General features: G+C 67.8%; 12 protein-coding genes and 2 tRNA genes. 9 read left to right on the plus strand and 5 right to left on the minus strand.

Features of this window, described 5'->3' with window-relative positions:
* Nucleotides 1-256 precede the first annotated feature (256 nt).
* From ctaD to lipB, 3 genes are all read right to left on the minus strand, one after another.
* Nucleotides 257-1,927 (minus strand): cytochrome c oxidase subunit I, encoded by a 1,671-nt coding sequence (gene ctaD / locus AC0QTQ_RS06300; protein ID WP_480258750.1) that lies wholly within the window; start codon nt 1,925-1,927, stop codon nt 257-259.
* Nucleotides 1,928-2,138: 211 nt separating this feature from the next.
* Nucleotides 2,139-2,543: a c-type cytochrome gene (locus tag AC0QTQ_RS06305; RefSeq protein ID WP_480258751.1), complete on the minus strand. Its 405-nt coding sequence runs from the start codon at nt 2,541-2,543 to the stop codon at nt 2,139-2,141.
* Between the two features lie 83 nt (nt 2,544-2,626).
* Nucleotides 2,627-3,316 carry a lipoyl(octanoyl) transferase LipB gene (gene lipB / locus AC0QTQ_RS06310; RefSeq protein WP_480258752.1) on the minus strand — a complete coding sequence of 230 codons (690 nt, stop codon included), beginning with the start codon at nt 3,314-3,316 and terminating at the stop codon, nt 2,627-2,629.
* A 146-nt stretch (nt 3,317-3,462) separates the two neighbouring features.
* On the opposite strand from lipB, the gene AC0QTQ_RS06315 reads away from it, so the two are divergent.
* The 3 genes from AC0QTQ_RS06315 (at nt 3,463) to AC0QTQ_RS06325 (ending at nt 5,641) form a co-directional block, all read left to right on the plus strand.
* On the plus strand, nt 3,463-5,196 hold the full coding sequence (locus AC0QTQ_RS06315) for a peptidoglycan-binding domain-containing protein (RefSeq protein ID WP_480258753.1): 1,734 nt from the start codon (nt 3,463-3,465) through the stop codon (nt 5,194-5,196).
* Nucleotides 5,197-5,343: 147 nt separating this feature from the next.
* A tRNA-Leu gene (locus AC0QTQ_RS06320) sits at nt 5,344-5,430 on the plus strand.
* Between the two features lie 135 nt (nt 5,431-5,565).
* Nucleotides 5,566-5,641: transfer RNA gene (locus AC0QTQ_RS06325), tRNA-Val, on the plus strand.
* A gap of 149 nt (nt 5,642-5,790) precedes the next feature.
* Here AC0QTQ_RS06325 and AC0QTQ_RS06330 read toward each other — a convergent pair.
* Both AC0QTQ_RS06330 and katG read right to left on the minus strand, forming a co-directional pair.
* The gene (locus AC0QTQ_RS06330; protein ID WP_480258754.1) at nt 5,791-7,371 is read right to left on the minus strand and encodes an OpgD/OpgG family glucan biosynthesis protein; all 1,581 of its coding nucleotides are present in this window, start codon (nt 7,369-7,371) and stop codon (nt 5,791-5,793) included.
* Between the two features lie 299 nt (nt 7,372-7,670).
* Complete coding sequence (katG, locus tag AC0QTQ_RS06335; protein ID WP_480258755.1) at nt 7,671-9,842, minus strand: catalase/peroxidase HPI; 2,172 nt, start codon at nt 9,840-9,842, stop codon at nt 7,671-7,673.
* 132 nt (nt 9,843-9,974) lie between these two features.
* Here katG and AC0QTQ_RS06340 point away from each other — a divergent pair, with 132 nt between their 5' ends.
* The 6 genes from AC0QTQ_RS06340 to glnT all read left to right on the plus strand — a co-directional run bounded on the left by AC0QTQ_RS06340 (nt 9,975) and on the right by glnT (nt 16,145).
* Entirely contained in the window at nt 9,975-10,877 is a 903-nt protein-coding gene (locus AC0QTQ_RS06340) for a hydrogen peroxide-inducible genes activator (RefSeq protein ID WP_480258756.1), read from the plus strand.
* A gap of 112 nt (nt 10,878-10,989) precedes the next feature.
* Nucleotides 10,990-11,637, plus strand: coding sequence for a helix-turn-helix domain-containing protein (locus AC0QTQ_RS06345; RefSeq protein WP_121534918.1), 648 nt, complete (start codon nt 10,990-10,992; stop codon nt 11,635-11,637).
* A 195-nt stretch (nt 11,638-11,832) separates the two neighbouring features.
* Entirely contained in the window at nt 11,833-12,720 is an 888-nt protein-coding gene (locus AC0QTQ_RS06350) for a class II glutamine amidotransferase (RefSeq protein WP_480258757.1), read from the plus strand.
* 2 nt (nt 12,721-12,722) lie between these two features.
* A complete protein-coding gene (locus tag AC0QTQ_RS06355) occupies nt 12,723-13,406 on the plus strand; it encodes a protein GlxC (RefSeq protein ID WP_480258758.1) in 684 nt (227 codons plus the stop codon).
* Nucleotides 13,407-13,417: 11 nt separating this feature from the next.
* Nucleotides 13,418-14,743 (plus strand): FMN-binding glutamate synthase family protein, encoded by a 1,326-nt coding sequence (locus AC0QTQ_RS06360; RefSeq protein ID WP_480258759.1) that lies wholly within the window; start codon nt 13,418-13,420, stop codon nt 14,741-14,743.
* 97 nt (nt 14,744-14,840) lie between these two features.
* A complete protein-coding gene (glnT, locus tag AC0QTQ_RS06365; protein WP_480258760.1) occupies nt 14,841-16,145 on the plus strand; it encodes a type III glutamate--ammonia ligase in 1,305 nt (434 codons plus the stop codon).
* Nucleotides 16,146-16,180 lie beyond the last annotated feature (35 nt).

Raw genomic sequence — 16,180 nt, forward strand, 5'->3', positions numbered from 1 at the left:
GGAATCTGGGGCGGGGCAGGGGCCAAGTCCACCGGTCGCGGGAAATAAGGACCGCGGCGCGTCGGGGCTGCCCGGCGTCGGAACCCGGGTTCGGTGCGGGGAGGAGGGGCGGAACGCGTGTGCGGAATCTGGCACCTGCGCAGATCAATGTTCTGTCTGTGCCGCGTGGATTTCCATCTGCCAGCACGTTTTCCCGGCGAAACGGCAAAAGGCCCCGGGGCTGCCGGGGCCTTTCGGTGCGATTGCTCCGCGCCCGTCAGTGGCTGTGGGCGTGGTCCCAGTCCTCGCGCTTCGGCAGCTGCTCGAAGGTATGCTCGGGCGGCGGGCTCGGCAGCGTCCATTCCAGCGTGTCGGCGTATTCGTTCCAGTAATTCGCCTTGGCCACGCGGCGCCCGGCGAGCAGCGTATAGGCCATGATCCCGAAGAACAGCAGGAAGGAGGCGAAGCTGATGAAGGCGCCGATCGAGGAGACCTTGTTCCAGGTCGCGAAGGCCTCGGGATAGTCGATGTAGCGCCGCGGCATGCCCTGCCGGCCAAGGAAGTGCTGCGGGAAGAAGATCAGGTTCGAGCCGATGAACATCATCCAGAAATGCAGCTTGCCCGCCCATTCGGGGTATTGCCGGCCCGACATCTTGCCGATCCAGAAATAGATGCCGGCAAAGATCGCGAAGACGGCGCCAAGGCTCATCACATAGTGGAAATGCGCCACGACGTAATAGGTGTCGTGATAGACCCGGTCGAGCGGCGCCTGGCTCAGCACCACGCCGGTCACGCCGCCGATGGTGAACAGGAACAGGAACCCGAAGGCCCAGAGCATCGGCGTCTTGAACTCGATCGAGCCGCCCCACATCGTGGCGATCCAGCTGAACACCTTCACGCCGGTCGGCACCGCGATCACCATTGTGGCCAGCATGAAATAGCTCTGCTGCGTCAGGCTGAGGCCCACGGTGTACATGTGATGCGCCCAGACGACGAAGCCCAGCACCCCGATCGCCACCATCGCATAGACCATCGGCAGATAGCCGAAGATCGGCTTGCGGGCGAAGGTGGCGATGACGTGGCTGATGATGCCGAAGCCCGGCAGGATGATGATGTAGACCTCGGGGTGGCCGAAGAACCACAGGATGTGCTGATAGAGGATCGGGTCGCCGCCACCGGCCGGGTTGAAGAAGGTGGTGCCGAAGTTGCGGTCCATCAGCAGCATGGTGATGGCGCCCGCCAGCACCGGCAGGCTGAGCAGGATCAGCCAGGCGGTGACGAAGACCGACCAGGCGAAGAGCGGCACCTTGTGCAGCGTCATGCCCGGGGCGCGCATGTTCAGGAAGGTGGTGATGATGTTGATCGCGCCGAGGATCGAGCTGGCGCCCGAGACGTGCACGGCAAAGATCGCCAGATCCATCGCATAGCCGCCTTCCGAGGTCGACAGCGGCGGATAGAGCACCCAGCCCACCCCCGCGCCATGCCCGCCGCCGCCGCCGGGCGCGAAGAGCGAGGCGATGCCGAGCGCGACGCCCGCGACATAGAGCCAGTAGCTGAGGTTGTTCAGCCGCGGGAATGCCATGTCCGGCGCGCCGATATGCAGCGGCATGAAGTAGTTGCCGAAACCGCCGAAGAGCGCCGGGATCACCACGAAGAACATCATCAGCACGCCGTGATAGGTGATCATCACGTTCCACAGATGGCCGTTCGGCGTGCATGGCTGGCTCGGATCGGCGATCAGCCGCGCGCCTTCCTCGCACATGTATTGCACGCCGGGGTTCATCAGCTCGAGCCGCATGTAGACCGTGAAGCCGACCGAGATCAGCCCGACGAAGGCTGCGGTGATCAGGTAGAGAACCCCGATGTCCTTGTGATTGGTGGACATGAACCAGCGCGTGAAGAAGCCGCGGCTGTCATGCGCACCGCCGTGAAGGGCTGCGTCCGCCATGTATTTCCTCCCTGTGTGCGGCCGGGTCTCCCCTCCCGTTTGCGCCGCATTGGGGGAAGCCTAGGGTGCAATTCCGCGCCGGGCAACGATTTCGAGAGAGGGGATGCGAAAAAATGTCGCAGGGCCGCGCGGATGCCGGGGGGCAGGGGCGCGGACATGGAAAGGCCCGGGCGGATCGCGCCGCCCGGGCCCGGTCGGGAAGATCCCGATCTTACTTCTTGACCGAAGCCAGGTAGGCCGCGACTTCCTCGCCGCCCTTCGGCAGCTTGAAGGTCATCTTCGAGGCGCCGGTGCCGCCGTGGCTGTCGATGAACTTGGTCGGGTCGACGACATATTCGGCGATCAGCTCTTCGTTCCAGACGAGGCCGGCGGCCGCGGCGCCCTTGATGCCGTCGCCATAGTTGAAGTCGGGATAGCTTGCGGCGGGGCGGCCCACGACGCCGTAGAGGTTCGGGCCGACCTTGCCGCCCTTGACGATCGCGGTGCCGTCATCGGCAACGATCGAGTGGCAGGCCTTGCACTTGGTGAAGAGCTTGGCACCGGCTTCGACATCGTCCGCGAAGGACGGGGCGGCGAAGGCGACGGCGGCGAGAGTGACGTAGAGGCTGAGCTTCATCGCGGGTTCCTTGGTTCTTGTCTCGGCCCGGGGTCCGGCCGGGCTGGCTGCTCTTGGCAGCCGGTCCCCCTCAATACCACGGGTCAAATGGTCGCGTTATTCAATTCTGCACAGGACCCCGCCGGGGTATCGAAAATTGCGACGAAAGTCTTGTGCAGCGCGGCATCGAGATCGGCCATCGCCACCGGTAGGCCGAGATCCACGAGCGAGGTCACGCCGTGATCGCGAATCCCGCAGGGCACGATTCCCCCGAAATGGCTCAGGTCCGGCTCGACGTTGATCGAGATGCCGTGGAAGCTGACCCAGCGGCGCAGCTTCACCCCGATCGCGGCGATCTTGTCCTCGGCGATGGCGCCGTCGGGCCCGCGCGGCCGGTCGGGGCGGCTGACCCAGACCCCGACGCGGCCCGGCCGGATCTCGCCCGTCACGTTGAACTCGGCGAGCGCCGCGATCACCCAGCGTTCGAGGTCGCGCACGAAGCAGCGCACGTCGCGGCCGCGCCGGTTCAGGTCGAGCATGACATAGACCACCCGCTGACCGGGGCCGTGATAGGTATATTGCCCGCCGCGGCCGGCGTCATAGACCGGGAAGCGGTCGGGATCGACCAGATCCTCGCGCCTGGCCGAGGTGCCCGCGGTATAGAGCGGCGGGTGCTCGAGCAGCCAGATCGCCTCGTCGGCCTCGCCGCGGGCGATCTTCGCCACGCGCTCCTCCATGAAGGCGAGCGCCTCCTCATAGGGAACAAGACGGTCGGACTGGATCCATTCGGGCATCGGCACCTCCTGCGGCTGTGCCGGAGGTAGGGGAAGAATCACCTTGCCTCAAGGGCGATTCGCCCAAACACTTCACGCCTGTTTGAACAGGGGCGGCGGGATTTTTGCCGTGGGGGCGGTGCGCCGCGCGATTTGAGGAGGGATGGATGAACAGCAGATTGCTTGGGGCGGGGCTGATCCTTGCCATCGCCGCGGGACCCGGTGCGCCGGCCTTCGCGGGCGGGTCCGACATCGTGGGCGGCATCATCGGCGGCATGATCGGCGGCGCGATCGTGAACGAGGCGAACCGCTCGCGGCCGCCGCGTACCGTGGTGCGCACCGTGCCGGCGCAGCCCTCGGTCAGCTCCTACCAGCGCGAGCAGAATCGCGAGGTGCAGACCGCACTGAACTATTTCGGCTATCCGGTCGGCACGCCCGACGGGGTGATCGGGGCGCGCTCGCGCTCGGCGATCTCGCAATATCAGGCGCTTCTGGGCTATCCGGCAAGCGGCGCGCTGAGCGAGGTCGAGCGGCAGATCCTCGTCACCGCCTATCAGCGGGCGATGATCGGCGGGCCGCAGATCCAGCAGGCGATGGCGGGCCCGCAGGGCATCCGCGGCCTGCTGCTGCAGCAGCGCGACCAGATGATGGGGGGCGGCGCGGGCGGCAGCTATGCCGCCAACAGCTATGGCGGCCTGCCGCCCGAGGTGGCGAAGGCGGTCGACGAGATCGCGCGCAACTCGGGCGTCGAGGGGCAGCAGCTGATCAGCCGCGCGGGCTTCATCCAGCTGGCCGACATGAACAGCGACGGCCGCACCGACTATCTGATCGACACCTCGGTCACCGGCTCGGGGTTCTGGTGCAACGGGTCGGCCTGCACGGTCGAGGTCTTTGCCTCGACCCCCTCGGGCTATCAGCGCAACGATTTCCAGCTGGCCGGGGCGACGCCCGCGGCCTTCAGCTGCCAGCAGGGGCAATGCGCGATCGTCGCGCCGGGGGCGGCGCCGGTGCCGGTGGCGACGCCCGCGCCCGTTCCGGCGGCTCCCGCGCTGCCGCCCGCGGTGATGGCCGCGCAGCCCGCCGCGCCGGCGATGCCGGGCTTTGCGACGCAGGTGGCGCAGCCCGCCCCGGCCGTGCCCGCGATGCCGGCCTTCGGCGCGGCGATGGTGCCCCCCGCGCCGACCTGGACCGGCTATTGTGCCAAAATCGCGGCGGCGACCGGCAGCAATGGCGGGCTGCAGACGGTGGCGGTGATGAGCGACCCGGCGCAGGCGCTGGGCGAGCAGTTCTGTGCCGCTGGGCAGGCGGTCACCGCCGAGGGCGAGCGTCTGGTGGCCCAGATCCAGGGCTTCACCGCCGAGCAGGTGGCGCAGCAATGCTCGGACTTCGGCGCGCTGCTCTCCGATCAGGTCGCCGCCCTGCCGCAGACGCCCCGCGACGACGAGATCGCCGCGGTGCAGGGCTTCCTGAAGAGCACGGGCATGAGCGCGGCGCAGCTGGCGGGCACCGCCAAGGTCTGCCTCTCGAGCGGCTATGCGCGCGACGCGATGCCGGTGGCGCTCGGCTCGGCGCTGGTGCTCGCGGGGACGGGGGATCTCGCCTATGCCGAGCTGGTGGGCCATCACCTTGTCGCGGGTCTTGGAACGGACAAGCGCCCCGATCTCGCGCTTGACTGGTTCGACATGGCGCAGGGCGCGCAGGTGCCGCTGCCGGTGGCGGGCGGGGCGGATCGCGGGGCGCTGATTCACAAGGCGGCGCTTGTGCTCAATGGCCGGGCCGAGGCGCCTGCCACGGCGTCGCAGCCGGTGCCCGGCGTGCCCGGATTCGCCGCCGCGGCCGGGGCGCTGATCCCGGCCGTGGGGGTGGCGGCGCCGATCCAGCCCGCGCCCGCACAGCCCTGAACCCGGAATTTCCAAGCAGGACTGGGGTTTTGCGAGGGGGCGCCACGGCGCCCCCGATTTTTTCGCAAAGAAATGCGAGGAAACGAAATTTTCCGCTTTTCATTCCCGATGGGCTCCGCTAAATGCCTCTCCACCAAGCCAGAACGTGCGGTTGTGGCGGAATTGGTAGACGCGCAGCGTTGAGGTCGCTGTGGGGTAACTCCCGTGAAAGTTCGAGTCTTTTCAACCGCACCATTCTAAACCCCCGGGGGCGCAAGCTCCCGGGGGTTTGGTTTTTCGGGGTGGCGATTTCCGCAGCTGCGTCACGGGGCAGGCCGCGGGGGCGGGGCTTGCATGCCGCCGCGCCGTCGTTCTAAGAACGGCGCAGCCGGGTGATTAGCTCAGTTGGTAGAGCGCCTCGTTTACACCGAGGATGTCGGGGGTTCGAGTCCCTCATCACCCACCATCTCTTCCAAGATCACGAACCGCGGAATTTCCGTGGCGCGGTTCCTGCCGTGCAGGGGCGGGGAGTGCTGTTTTCAGGCGCGAGCTTCGTTCGGGCGCAGGCCCGGGAGGGCGGCCGCCGCACGCTGTCGCGCCGGCGGCCGCCTGTCGTCAGTTCGCCTCGAACTGGTAAAGCCAGGTCTCGGTCAGCGGCTTGCCGTCGAGTTCGAGATACATCCGCAGGTCGACCACCGTGCCCGGCGACACCTCGAGGTCGAAGTTGCCGCGCCAGACGTTGCCGTTCGGCACGGGTTCCGAGAAGGTGCGGCTGATCGCGCCGGCGCTGGCGCTCGCCACCACCTTCGGGAAGACGCCGTAGGGGATCTGCGTCATCACCGAGGGGCGGTCGAACTCGACCGCGAAATGGTGCACGTTCGGCGGCCGCACATGGCCCGGCTGGCCGCCGCGGCCGATCCGGGTGGCGATGGTGCGGGCGATGTTGGTCGCCGGGAAGGGCTCGTCGCTCAGCCAGTGGAGCCGATAGTGCAGGTCGTAGCTCGCCCCCTTCAGCGCCGGCCCCTCGGGCACCCAGAAGGCGCCGATGTTGTCGTTGATCTCGTCGTCGGTCGGGATCTCCATCAGCTCGATCGCGCCCTTGCCGAGCGGGGTGATCGGCTCGACCCACAGGCTCGGGCGGCGGTCGTAGAAGACGCCGTCGAGGAAGTGGTCGAAGTTGCGGTCGCGTTGCAGCAGGCCGAAGCCGCGCGGGTTCTCGTCGGCGAAGGCCGAGATCCGGGTCTCGTCGGGGTTGTTGAGCGGGCGCCAGATCCGCTCGCCCATGCCGGTCCACATCGCGAGCCCGTCCGAATCGTGCACCTCGGGGCGCCAGTCCTGCATCCGGCCCTTGCCGTATTCGCCGAACCAGAACATCGAGGTCAGCGGCACCAGACCGAGCCGCTCGACATCGGCGCGCAGGAAGACCTTGGCCTCGATCTCCATGATCACGCCCTTCGAGCGGTCAAGCCCGCGGGTCATGCGGAAGCGATAGGCGCCGGTGACGCTCGGCCCGTCGAGCAGCGCGCAGACGGTGACCGGGGTGTCGGGGGTCGAGTCCCGTTCCTGCGCGATGTAGAATTCGCGGAAGTCGGGGAATTCCTCGGGCGTCGCGGCGGCGGCGTTCAGCACGATGCCGCGGGCCGAAAGCCCGTATTGGCCGTCCGCACCGATCGCGCGGAAGTACGATGCGCCCTGGAAGGCAACCCAGTCCTGCCGCACCCAGTCGTCGGCCTGATACCATTCCTGCAGCCGGAAGCCCGCGAAGCCCGCATCCGAGGGCAGCTGCCGCGCCGGGTTGTCGGCCGGCATGTCGAACAGGTCGGGATTGTAGCGGATCTCGGTCGCGAGCCCGTCCTCGACGAGGAACATCTGCACCCGCTTCGGCGCATACATGCCAAGCGGGAAGAACTCGAGCGGATAGCCCTGTTCCTTGCCGGTGTCGGGCTGGCCCGAGAACAGCGCCTTCTGCGTGCGGAAGACCAGCTCGCCGTGGCGGGCATAGTCGATCTGCTGCACCACCGCCGGATTGGGCATCAGCGGCGGGACATAGGCGGCGCCGGCCATCTTCTGCGCCCGCGCGATCAGCGCGTCATAGGAGAAGGGTTGCGCGTCGGGGGCGGCGAAGGCCTCGGCCGAGGGCAGGATCAGGGCGCCCGTGAGGAAGGTTGCGCCCTGCAGGAAAGTTCGTCTGTTCATGTCTGTGATCTGCGTTGAGATGCGTCCGGCGCACCATATTTCCGGGCCGCGACCTTGTGCAGATCAAAGCGTGCGGGCGACCATCGCGAGGCCGTCATTGTGGCTTTCGCGCCCGGGCGTCAGGCGGTGGGCGGGGTCGCGAAGGCTGTCGCCGCGGGGGAGCACTCGGGGCGCGCGTCGAACTGCATTGATTTCAGGCAGTCGTGGGGCGGTTTCGCCCCCCGGGGGGCTCGAAAACCGACTCGGGGCGGCGCGCAAGGAAAAAGGCGCCGCGCGGGGGCGGCGCCTTTCGGTGGGTCTTACCGGGCGAGGTCGAAGCGGTCGGCCTCCATCACCTTGGTCCAGGCGGCGGCGAAGTCGCGCACCACCTTTCCGGCGTTGTCGTCCTGGGCGTAAAGCTCGGCATAGGCGCGCAGGATCGAGTTCGAGCCGAAGACGAGGTCGAGCCGCGTCGCCGTCCATTTCACTGCGCCGCTCTTGCGGTCGCGGATCTCGTAATGGTCGCCCGCCTTCACCCAGGTGTTCGCCATGTCGGTCAGGTTGACGAAGAAGTCGGGCGTCAGCGCGCCGACCCGGTCGGTGAGCACGCCATGTGCCGATCCCCCGTGGTTCGCGCCGATGACCCGCAGCCCGCCGAGCAGCACCACCATTTCGGGCGCGGTCAGCCCCATCAGCTGGGCGCGGTCGAGCAGCAGCTCCTCGGGGGCGACGACATAGTCCTTCTTCAGCCAGTTGCGGAAGCCGTCATGGATCGGTTCGAGCGGGGCAAAGCTCTCGGCGTCGGTCATCGCCTCGGTCGCGTCGCCCCGGCCGGGCGAGAACGGCAGATCGAGCGCCACGCCCGCGGCCGCGGCCGCCGTCTCGACGCCGAGATTGCCGGCAAGAACGATGGTGTCGGCGAGGCTCGCGCCGGCTTCCGCGGCGAGCGGTTCGAGCACCGCCAGCACCTTCGCCAGACGCGCGGGTTCGTTGCCTTCCCAGTCCTTCTGCGGCGCCAGCCGGATCCGCGCGCCATTCGCGCCGCCGCGATAGTCGGACTGGCGGAAGGTGCGGGCGCTGTCCCAGGCGGTGGCCACAAGCTCGGCCGTGCCCAGCCCCGAGGCCGCGATCTTCGCCTTCAGCGCGGCGACGTCATAGCCCGTCGGGCCCTGCGGCACCGGGTCTTGCCAGATCAGATCCTCGGCCGGCACCTCGGGCCCGATGTAGCGCGCCTTCGGCCCCATGTCGCGATGCGTCAGCTTGAACCAGGCGCGCGCGAAGGTGTCGTTGAAATAGGCCGGATCGGCCATGAACTTCTCGCAGATCGCGCGATAGACCGGGTCGACCTTCATCGCCATGTCGGCGTCGGTCATCATCGGGTTGTGGCGCTTGCTGGGATCGGAGGCGTCAAGCGGCTTGTCCTCTTCCGCGATCGCGACCGGCTCCCATTGCCAGGCACCGGCGGGCGACTTGCGCAGCTCCCACTCATGGCCGAAGAGCATGTCGAAGAAGCCCATGTCGAAGACCGTGGGATGCGTTGTCCAGGCGCCCTCGAGCCCCGAGGTCACCGCATTCGCTGCCTTGCCGTGCTGGTTCGGGTTCGCCCAGCCCAGGCCCTGCATCTCGGGGCCGGCGCTTTCCGGATCGGGGCCAAGCGCCGCGGCCGAGCCGTTGCCATGGGTCTTGCCCACGGTATGCCCGCCCGCGGTCAGCGCCGCCGTCTCCTCGTCGTTCATCCCCATGCGGGCGAAGGTCTCGCGCACCTGGGCCGCGGTCTTCAGCGGGTCGGGCTTGCCGTTCACCCCCTCGGGGTTGACGTAGATCAGCCCCATCTGCACCGCGGCGAGCGGGTTCTCCATGGTCTCGGGCTTGTCGACGTCGCCATAGCGCTCGTCCGACGGCGCCAGCCATTCCTTTTCGGCGCCCCAATAGGTGTCGATCTCCGGCGCCCAGATGTCGGCGCGGCCGAAGCCGAAGCCGAAGGTCTTCAGCCCCATCGTCTCATAGGCGACGGTGCCGGCCAGAAGGATCAGGTCGGCCCAGCTGACGGCATTGCCGTATTTGCGCTTGATCGGCCACAGCAGCCGGCGTGCCTTGTCGAGCGAGACGTTGTCGGGCCAGGAGTTGAGCGGGGCAAAGCGCTGGTTGCCGGTGCCGCCACCGCCGCGCCCGTCCGCCGCGCGATAGCTGCCCGCCGCGTGCCAGGCCATGCGGATCATCAGCCCGCCGTAATGGCCCCAGTCGGCCGGCCACCAGTCCTGGCTGTCGGTCATCAGCGCCGCCAGATCGCGCTTCAGCGCGGCGACGTCGAGGCCCTTCACCGCCTCGCGATAGTCGAAGCCCGCAAGCGGGTTCGTCTTGGTGTCGTGCTGGTGCAGGATCTCGAGCTTGAGGGCATTCGGCCACCACTCCATCACCGAGCGCGCCTCGCTGGTGATCGCGCCGTGCATCACCGGGCATTTGCCGGCGGTTTTCATCTCGTTGCCGTCCATGGTCTCCTCCAGGGCTTGGGTCATGATCTGAAAGGGGCCGGCGCTGCGTCCGGTTCCCCGATGGATGCAGGCTAGCGGAGGGGCGTGATAAAGGATAATTGCATTTCCTTACGGCGTTGATAAGTTCACCTGATGAATCCGCTGACGATGAAACATCTGCGCTATTTCGAGGCGCTGGCGCGGCTTGGCCATTTCGGCCGGGCGGCCGAGGATTGCGCGATCACCCAGCCGGCGCTGTCGATGCAGATCCGCGAGCTCGAGGAGATCGTCGGCGCGCCGCTGGTCGAGCGCGCGGCGCGGCAGATCCGGCTGACCGCCCTTGGCGAGGATTTCGCCACCCGCGCGCGCGAGATCCTGCGCGCGGTCGACGAGCTGGGTGATCTGGCGCGCGCGGCGCGCGGCAGTCTGGCCGGCCGTTTCCGGCTGGGGGTGATCCCAACCGTCGCGCCCTATCTGCTGCCGCGCATCATCCACGCCTTGGCCGAGACCCACCCCGGCCTCGATCCGCGCCCGCGCGAGGCGGTGACCGGCAAGCTGATCGCCGATCTGCTGGCGGCGCGGCTCGATGCGGCGATCGTCGCCTTGCCGGTTTCCGAGCCCGCGCTCGACGAGGTCGCGCTGTTCGACGAGGAATTCGTTCTGGTCCGCCCCCCCGCCGATGCCGGCAAGCCGGTGCCAAGCGCCGAGAAACTGCGCGAGATGCGGCTTCTGCTGCTGGAAGAGGGGCATTGCTTCCGCGATCAGGCGCTCTCCTTCTGCAAGATCCCGCCCTCGGCGCCGCGCGCGCTGATGGAGGGCAGCTCGCTTGCCACGCTGGTGCAGATGGTGGGGGCGGGGATCGGGGTGACGCTGATCCCCGAGATGGCGGTGCCGGTCGAGACCCGCTCGGCCGAGGTCGCGATCGCGCGCCTGCCCGAGCCGCGGCCGCGGCGCACCATCGGCATGGTCTGGCGCCGGTCGAGCCCGCTCGCCGATCAGCTGGCGGGCATCGCGGCGATCGTGCGCGGCGTCGGGTGCGGTGACGTGGCGCACTGAGCGGGCGCTCTTGCGGTCGGGCATGGACAGCGGCCCGCGAAACCGCGACAAGCAGAAGGATTTGCCGCGGGCCCCGGCCCGGGCGCGCAGGGATTGCGGAAGGAATTTGGGCATGGCCGGAAAGAGCGCTGCAACGGAAGAGCGTCTGTCGCAGAACCCGCACGCGGTGCGCGAGACGCGCGAGAAGAACCTCGAGGTGGCGATCGGCCGCCAGGTGCGCGAGCTGCGCAAGCGGCAGCGGATGACGGGCTCGGACCTCGCCGCGCAGACCGGGCTGTCGGTCGGCATGCTCTCGAAGATCGAGAACGGGGTGATCTCGCCCTCGCTGACCACGATCCAGTCGCTCGCCCATGCGCTGCGGGTGCCGCTGGTGCAGCTCTTTTCGGGCTATGAGGAGCCGCGCGGCTGCATGCATGTGAAGGCGGGCGAGGGGGTCGAGATCGAACGTGCCGGCACCCGCGCCGGGCATCAGTATCACCTGCTCGGCCATATCGGCTCGAACAATTCGGGCGTGGTGGTCGAACCCTATCTGATCGTGCTGACCACCGAGAGCGACCGCTTCCAGACCTTCCAGCACGAGGGGATCGAGATGCTCTACATGCTCGAGGGCGTGGTCGACTACCGCCACGGCGAGCAGGTCTATCGCCTCGAACCCGGCGACACGCTGCTCTTCGATTCGGATGCGCCGCATGGGCCCGAGGAGCTGATCGAGCTTCCGGCGCGCTATCTGTCGATCATCACCTATCCGCAGGTTGCGTGAGGGGTGGGCGGGCGGGGTGATCTGCCCGGAATTGCGGCTTGGGGGGCTGGGGCGCGGGGAAAACTGCCCGGAAAAGCGGCACGATTTGCATCGTGAGAAATTCTTCTTCTCAAGAAGCAAAATGAATTGTGAAGAAAATAAATTGCCTGCTAGTCAATCCGTGACGGCTCAAGCCGAAGCTGAACGGAGAAGACCATGTGTGGCATCGTTGGCCTCTTTCTGAAGAAGGACGCTTTGCGCCCCCGGCTCGGGGACATGCTCACCGACATGCTGATCACCATGACCGACCGCGGCCCTGACAGTGCCGGGATCGCGATCTATGGCGATGCGTCGGAGGGGCTGAAGATGACGGTCCAGTCGGACACGCCGGAGACGGCGTTCGCCGGGCTCGACGCGGCGCTTGGCGCGGCGCTCGGCGCGCCGGTCGCGATGGCGGTGATCGACACCCATGCGGTGCTGACGATCCCGGCCGGGACCGAGGCGGCGGCGCGGGCCTTCGCGGCCGAGGCGGGCCTGCGGGTGATGGGCGTCGGATCTGCGATGGAGATCTTCAAGGAGGTCGGGCTGCCGAAGGACGTGGCGGCGCGCTTCGGGATCCGGGCGATGGCGGGCAGCCATGGCATCGGCCACACCCGGATGGCGACGGAATCGGCGGTCACCACGATGGGCGCGCATCCGTTCTCGACCGGCGACGACCAGTGCCTGGTGCACAACGGGTCGCTGTCGAACCACAACGCGATGCGCCGGGTGCTGAGCGCGAAGGGCTTTGCGCCGCAGACGCAGAACGACACCGAGGTGGCGGCCTGCTACATCTCCTCGCGGCTTGCCGAGGGCGCGAACCTCGGCGAGGCGCTCGAGGGCACGCTCGAGGATCTCGACGGCTTCTTCACCTTCGTCGTCGGCACGAAGAATGGCTTCGGCGTGGTGCGCGACCCGATCGCGTGCAAGCCCGCGGTGATGGCCGAGACCGAGGATTACGTCGCCTTCGGTTCGGAATACCGCGCCTTCGCCAAACTCCCGGGGATCGAGGCCGCGCGGGTCTGGGAACCGGAACCCGCCACCGTCTACTTCTGGGAGCGCTGATCATGCAGACGATCGACCTGTCCACCACGGCCCTTCGCGAGCTGAATGCCGCGCTGCAGGCGCAGGCCGCCAGCACCAACCAGACCGCCTGGGTGATCGAGAATCCGAAGGGCGCGCATGCCGTGGCCGTCGGCCTCGATGCGCCGATCGAGGTCACGGTGAAGGGCTCGACGGGCTATTACTGTGCGGGGATGAACAAGCAGGCCACCGTGCATGTGACGGGCTCGGCCGGGCCGGGCGTGGCCGAGAACATGATGTCGGGCACCGTCATCATCGAGGGCGACGCGAGCCAATATGCGGGCGCCACCGGCCATGGCGGGCTTCTGGTGATCAAGGGCAATGCGTCCTCGCGCTGCGGCATCTCGATGAAGGGCATCGACATCGTGGTCTATGGCAACGTCGGGCACATGTCGGCCTTCATGGCGCAATCGGGCAATCTGGTGGTGCTGGGCGATGCCGGCGAGGCGCTTGGCGACAGCCTCTACGAGGCGCGGCTCTTCGTGCGCGGCTCGGTCAAGTCGCTCGGTGCCGATTGCATCGAGAAGGAGATGCGGCCCGAGCATCTGGCGATCCTGGCCGAGCTTCTGGAGAGCTCGGGCGCGCCGGCGAAGCCCGAGGAGTTCAAACGCTACGGTTCTGCCCGCACGCTCTACAATTTCCACGTCGACCACGCCTCGGCGTATTGAGGACCCGACCCATGGACAAGACCCCCCAGACCCTGCCGCGCGACAGCTGGACCTTCTCGCCCGAGATCAACGCCGAGATCCGGCGCGCCGCGGCGACCGGCATCTATGACATCCGCGGCGGCGGTGCGAAGCGGAAGATGCCGCATTTCGACGACCTGCTGTTCCTTGGCGCCTCGATGTCGCGCTATCCGCTCGAGGGCTATCGCGAGAAATGCGGCACCGGGGTGGTGCTCGGCACGCGCTTCGCGAAGAAACCCATTGAGCTGAAGATCCCGGTGACGATCGCCGGGATGTCCTTCGGCGCGCTCTCGGGCCCGGCGAAGGAGGCGCTCGGCCGCGGCGCGACGATGGCCGGCACCTCGACCACCACGGGCGACGGCGGCATGACCGACGAGGAGCGCGGCCATTCGGAAAAGCTCGTCTATCAGTATCTGCCGAGCCGTTACGGGATGAACCCCGACGATCTGCGCCGCGCCGATGCGATCGAGATCGTGGTCGGCCAGGGCGCCAAGCCCGGCGGCGGCGGCATGCTCTTGGGCCAGAAGATCACCGAGCGGGTCGCGGGCATGCGCAACCTGCCGGTCGGCATCGACCAGCGCTCGGCCTGCCGGCATCCGGACTGGACCGGCCCCGACGATCTCGAGATCAAGATCCTCGAGATCCGCGAGATCACCAACTGGGAAAAGCCGATCTACATCAAGGTCGGCGGCGCGCGGCCTTACTATGACACTGCGCTCGCGGTGAAGGCGGGGGCCGATGTCGTGGTGCTCGACGGCATGCAGGGCGGCACCGCGGCGACGCAGGATGTGTTCATCGAGCATGTCGGCCAGCCGACGCTTGCCTGCATCCGGCCGGCGGTGAAGGCGCTGCAGGATCTGGGCATGCACCGCAAGGTGCAGCTGATCGTCTCGGGCGGCATCCGCACCGGTGCCGATGTGGCCAAGGCGCTTGCGCTTGGCGCCGATGCGGTCTCGATCGGCACCGCGGCGCTCGTCGCCCTTGGCGAGAACGACCCGAAATGGGCGGCCGAATACAGCAAGCTCGGCACCACCGCGGATGCCTATGACGACTGGCACGAGGGCAAGGACCCGGCCGGCATCACCACCCAGGACCCCGAGCTGATGAAGCGGCTCGACCCGGTCGAGGCGGCGCGCCGGCTGCGCAACTATCTCGCGGTGCTGACGCTCGAGGCGCAGACGATCGCGCGGGCCTGCGGCAAGAGCCATGTCCACAATCTCGAGCCCGAGGATCTGTGCGCGCTGACGATCGAGGCGGCGGCGATGGCGGGTGTGCCGCTTGCGGGCACCAGCTGGATCCCCGGCCAGTCCGGGTTCTGAGCGGACGGGCGGGGCGACCCGCCCGTGCCGATCCTCCGTCACGTGAAAAGGGCCACAAGGCCCGCGAGGCCCGAGAGGCCGCAACAGGGAAACGACGATGACCGATCTTGCCGCCTTCGCCCGCGAAAAGGGCGTGAAATACTTCATGATTTCCTACACCGACCTCTTCGGCGCGCAGCGGGCGAAGCTGGTGCCGGCCTCGGCGATTGCCGACATGCAGGCCGACGGTGCGGGCTTTGCGGGCTTCGCGACGCATCTCGACCTGACGCCGGCGCATCCCGACATGCTCGCCGTGCCCGACGCGCCCTCGGTGATCCAGCTGCCCTGGAAGAAGGACGTGGCCTGGGTCGCCTCGAATTGCGTGATGGAGGGCGCCGACCTTGCGCAGGCGCCGCGCAACGTGCTGTCCCGCCTCATCGCCGAGGCCGCCGAGATGGGGCTCGAGGTGAAGACCGGCGTCGAGCCCGAGTTCTTCCTGCTCACCCCCGACGGGCTCACGATCTCGGACGCGGCCGACACCGCGGCGAAGCCCTGTTACGACCAGCAGGCGGTGATGCGCCGCTATGACGTGATCGCGGAGATCTGCGATTACATGCTCGAGCTCGGCTGGGAGCCCTATCAGAACGACCACGAGGACGCGAACGGCCAGTTCGAGATGAACTGGAAATACGACGGCGCGATGGCCACCGCCGACAAGCACAGCTTCTTCAAGTTCATGGTGAAATCGGTCGCGGAAAAGCACGGGCTGCGCGCGACCTTCATGCCGAAGCCGATCCAGGGGCTGACCGGCAACGGCTGCCACGCCCATATCTCGGTGTGGGACACGACGACCGGCAGGAACGCCTTCGCCGATGACACCAAGGAGCTCGGCCTGTCGGACAGCGGCCGCGCCTTCCTCGGCGGCATCATGAAGCACGCCTCGGCGCTTGCGGTCATCACCAACCCGACGGTGAACAGCTACAAGCGGATCAATGCGCCGCGCACGCTCTCGGGGGCCACCTGGGCGCCCAATACCGTGACCTGGACCGGCAACAACCGCACCCATATGGTGCGCGTGCCGGGCCCCGGCCGGTTCGAGCTGCGGCTGCCCGACGGGGCGGTGAACCCCTATCTGCTGCAGGCTGTCATCATCGCCGCGGGGCTCTCGGGTCTGAAGACCGACGCCGATCCGGGCCCGCGCTATGACATCGACATGTATGCCGAGGGCCACAAGATCGAGGGCGCGCCGAAGCTGCCCCTGAACCTTCTCGACGCGATCCGCGCCTATGACGCCGACCCCGGCCTCAAGGCCGCCATGGGCGAGGAGTTCTCGGCGGGATATCTCAAGCTCAAGATGCAGGAGTGGAACGCCTTCGTGAACCACTTCTCCCACTGGGAACGCGACAACACCCTCGATATCTGAACCAAAAATGCGCGCCCGCGATGCCGGGCCCGCTT

It is taken from the genome of Paenirhodobacter sp. YD-8 (assembly GCF_056590935.1).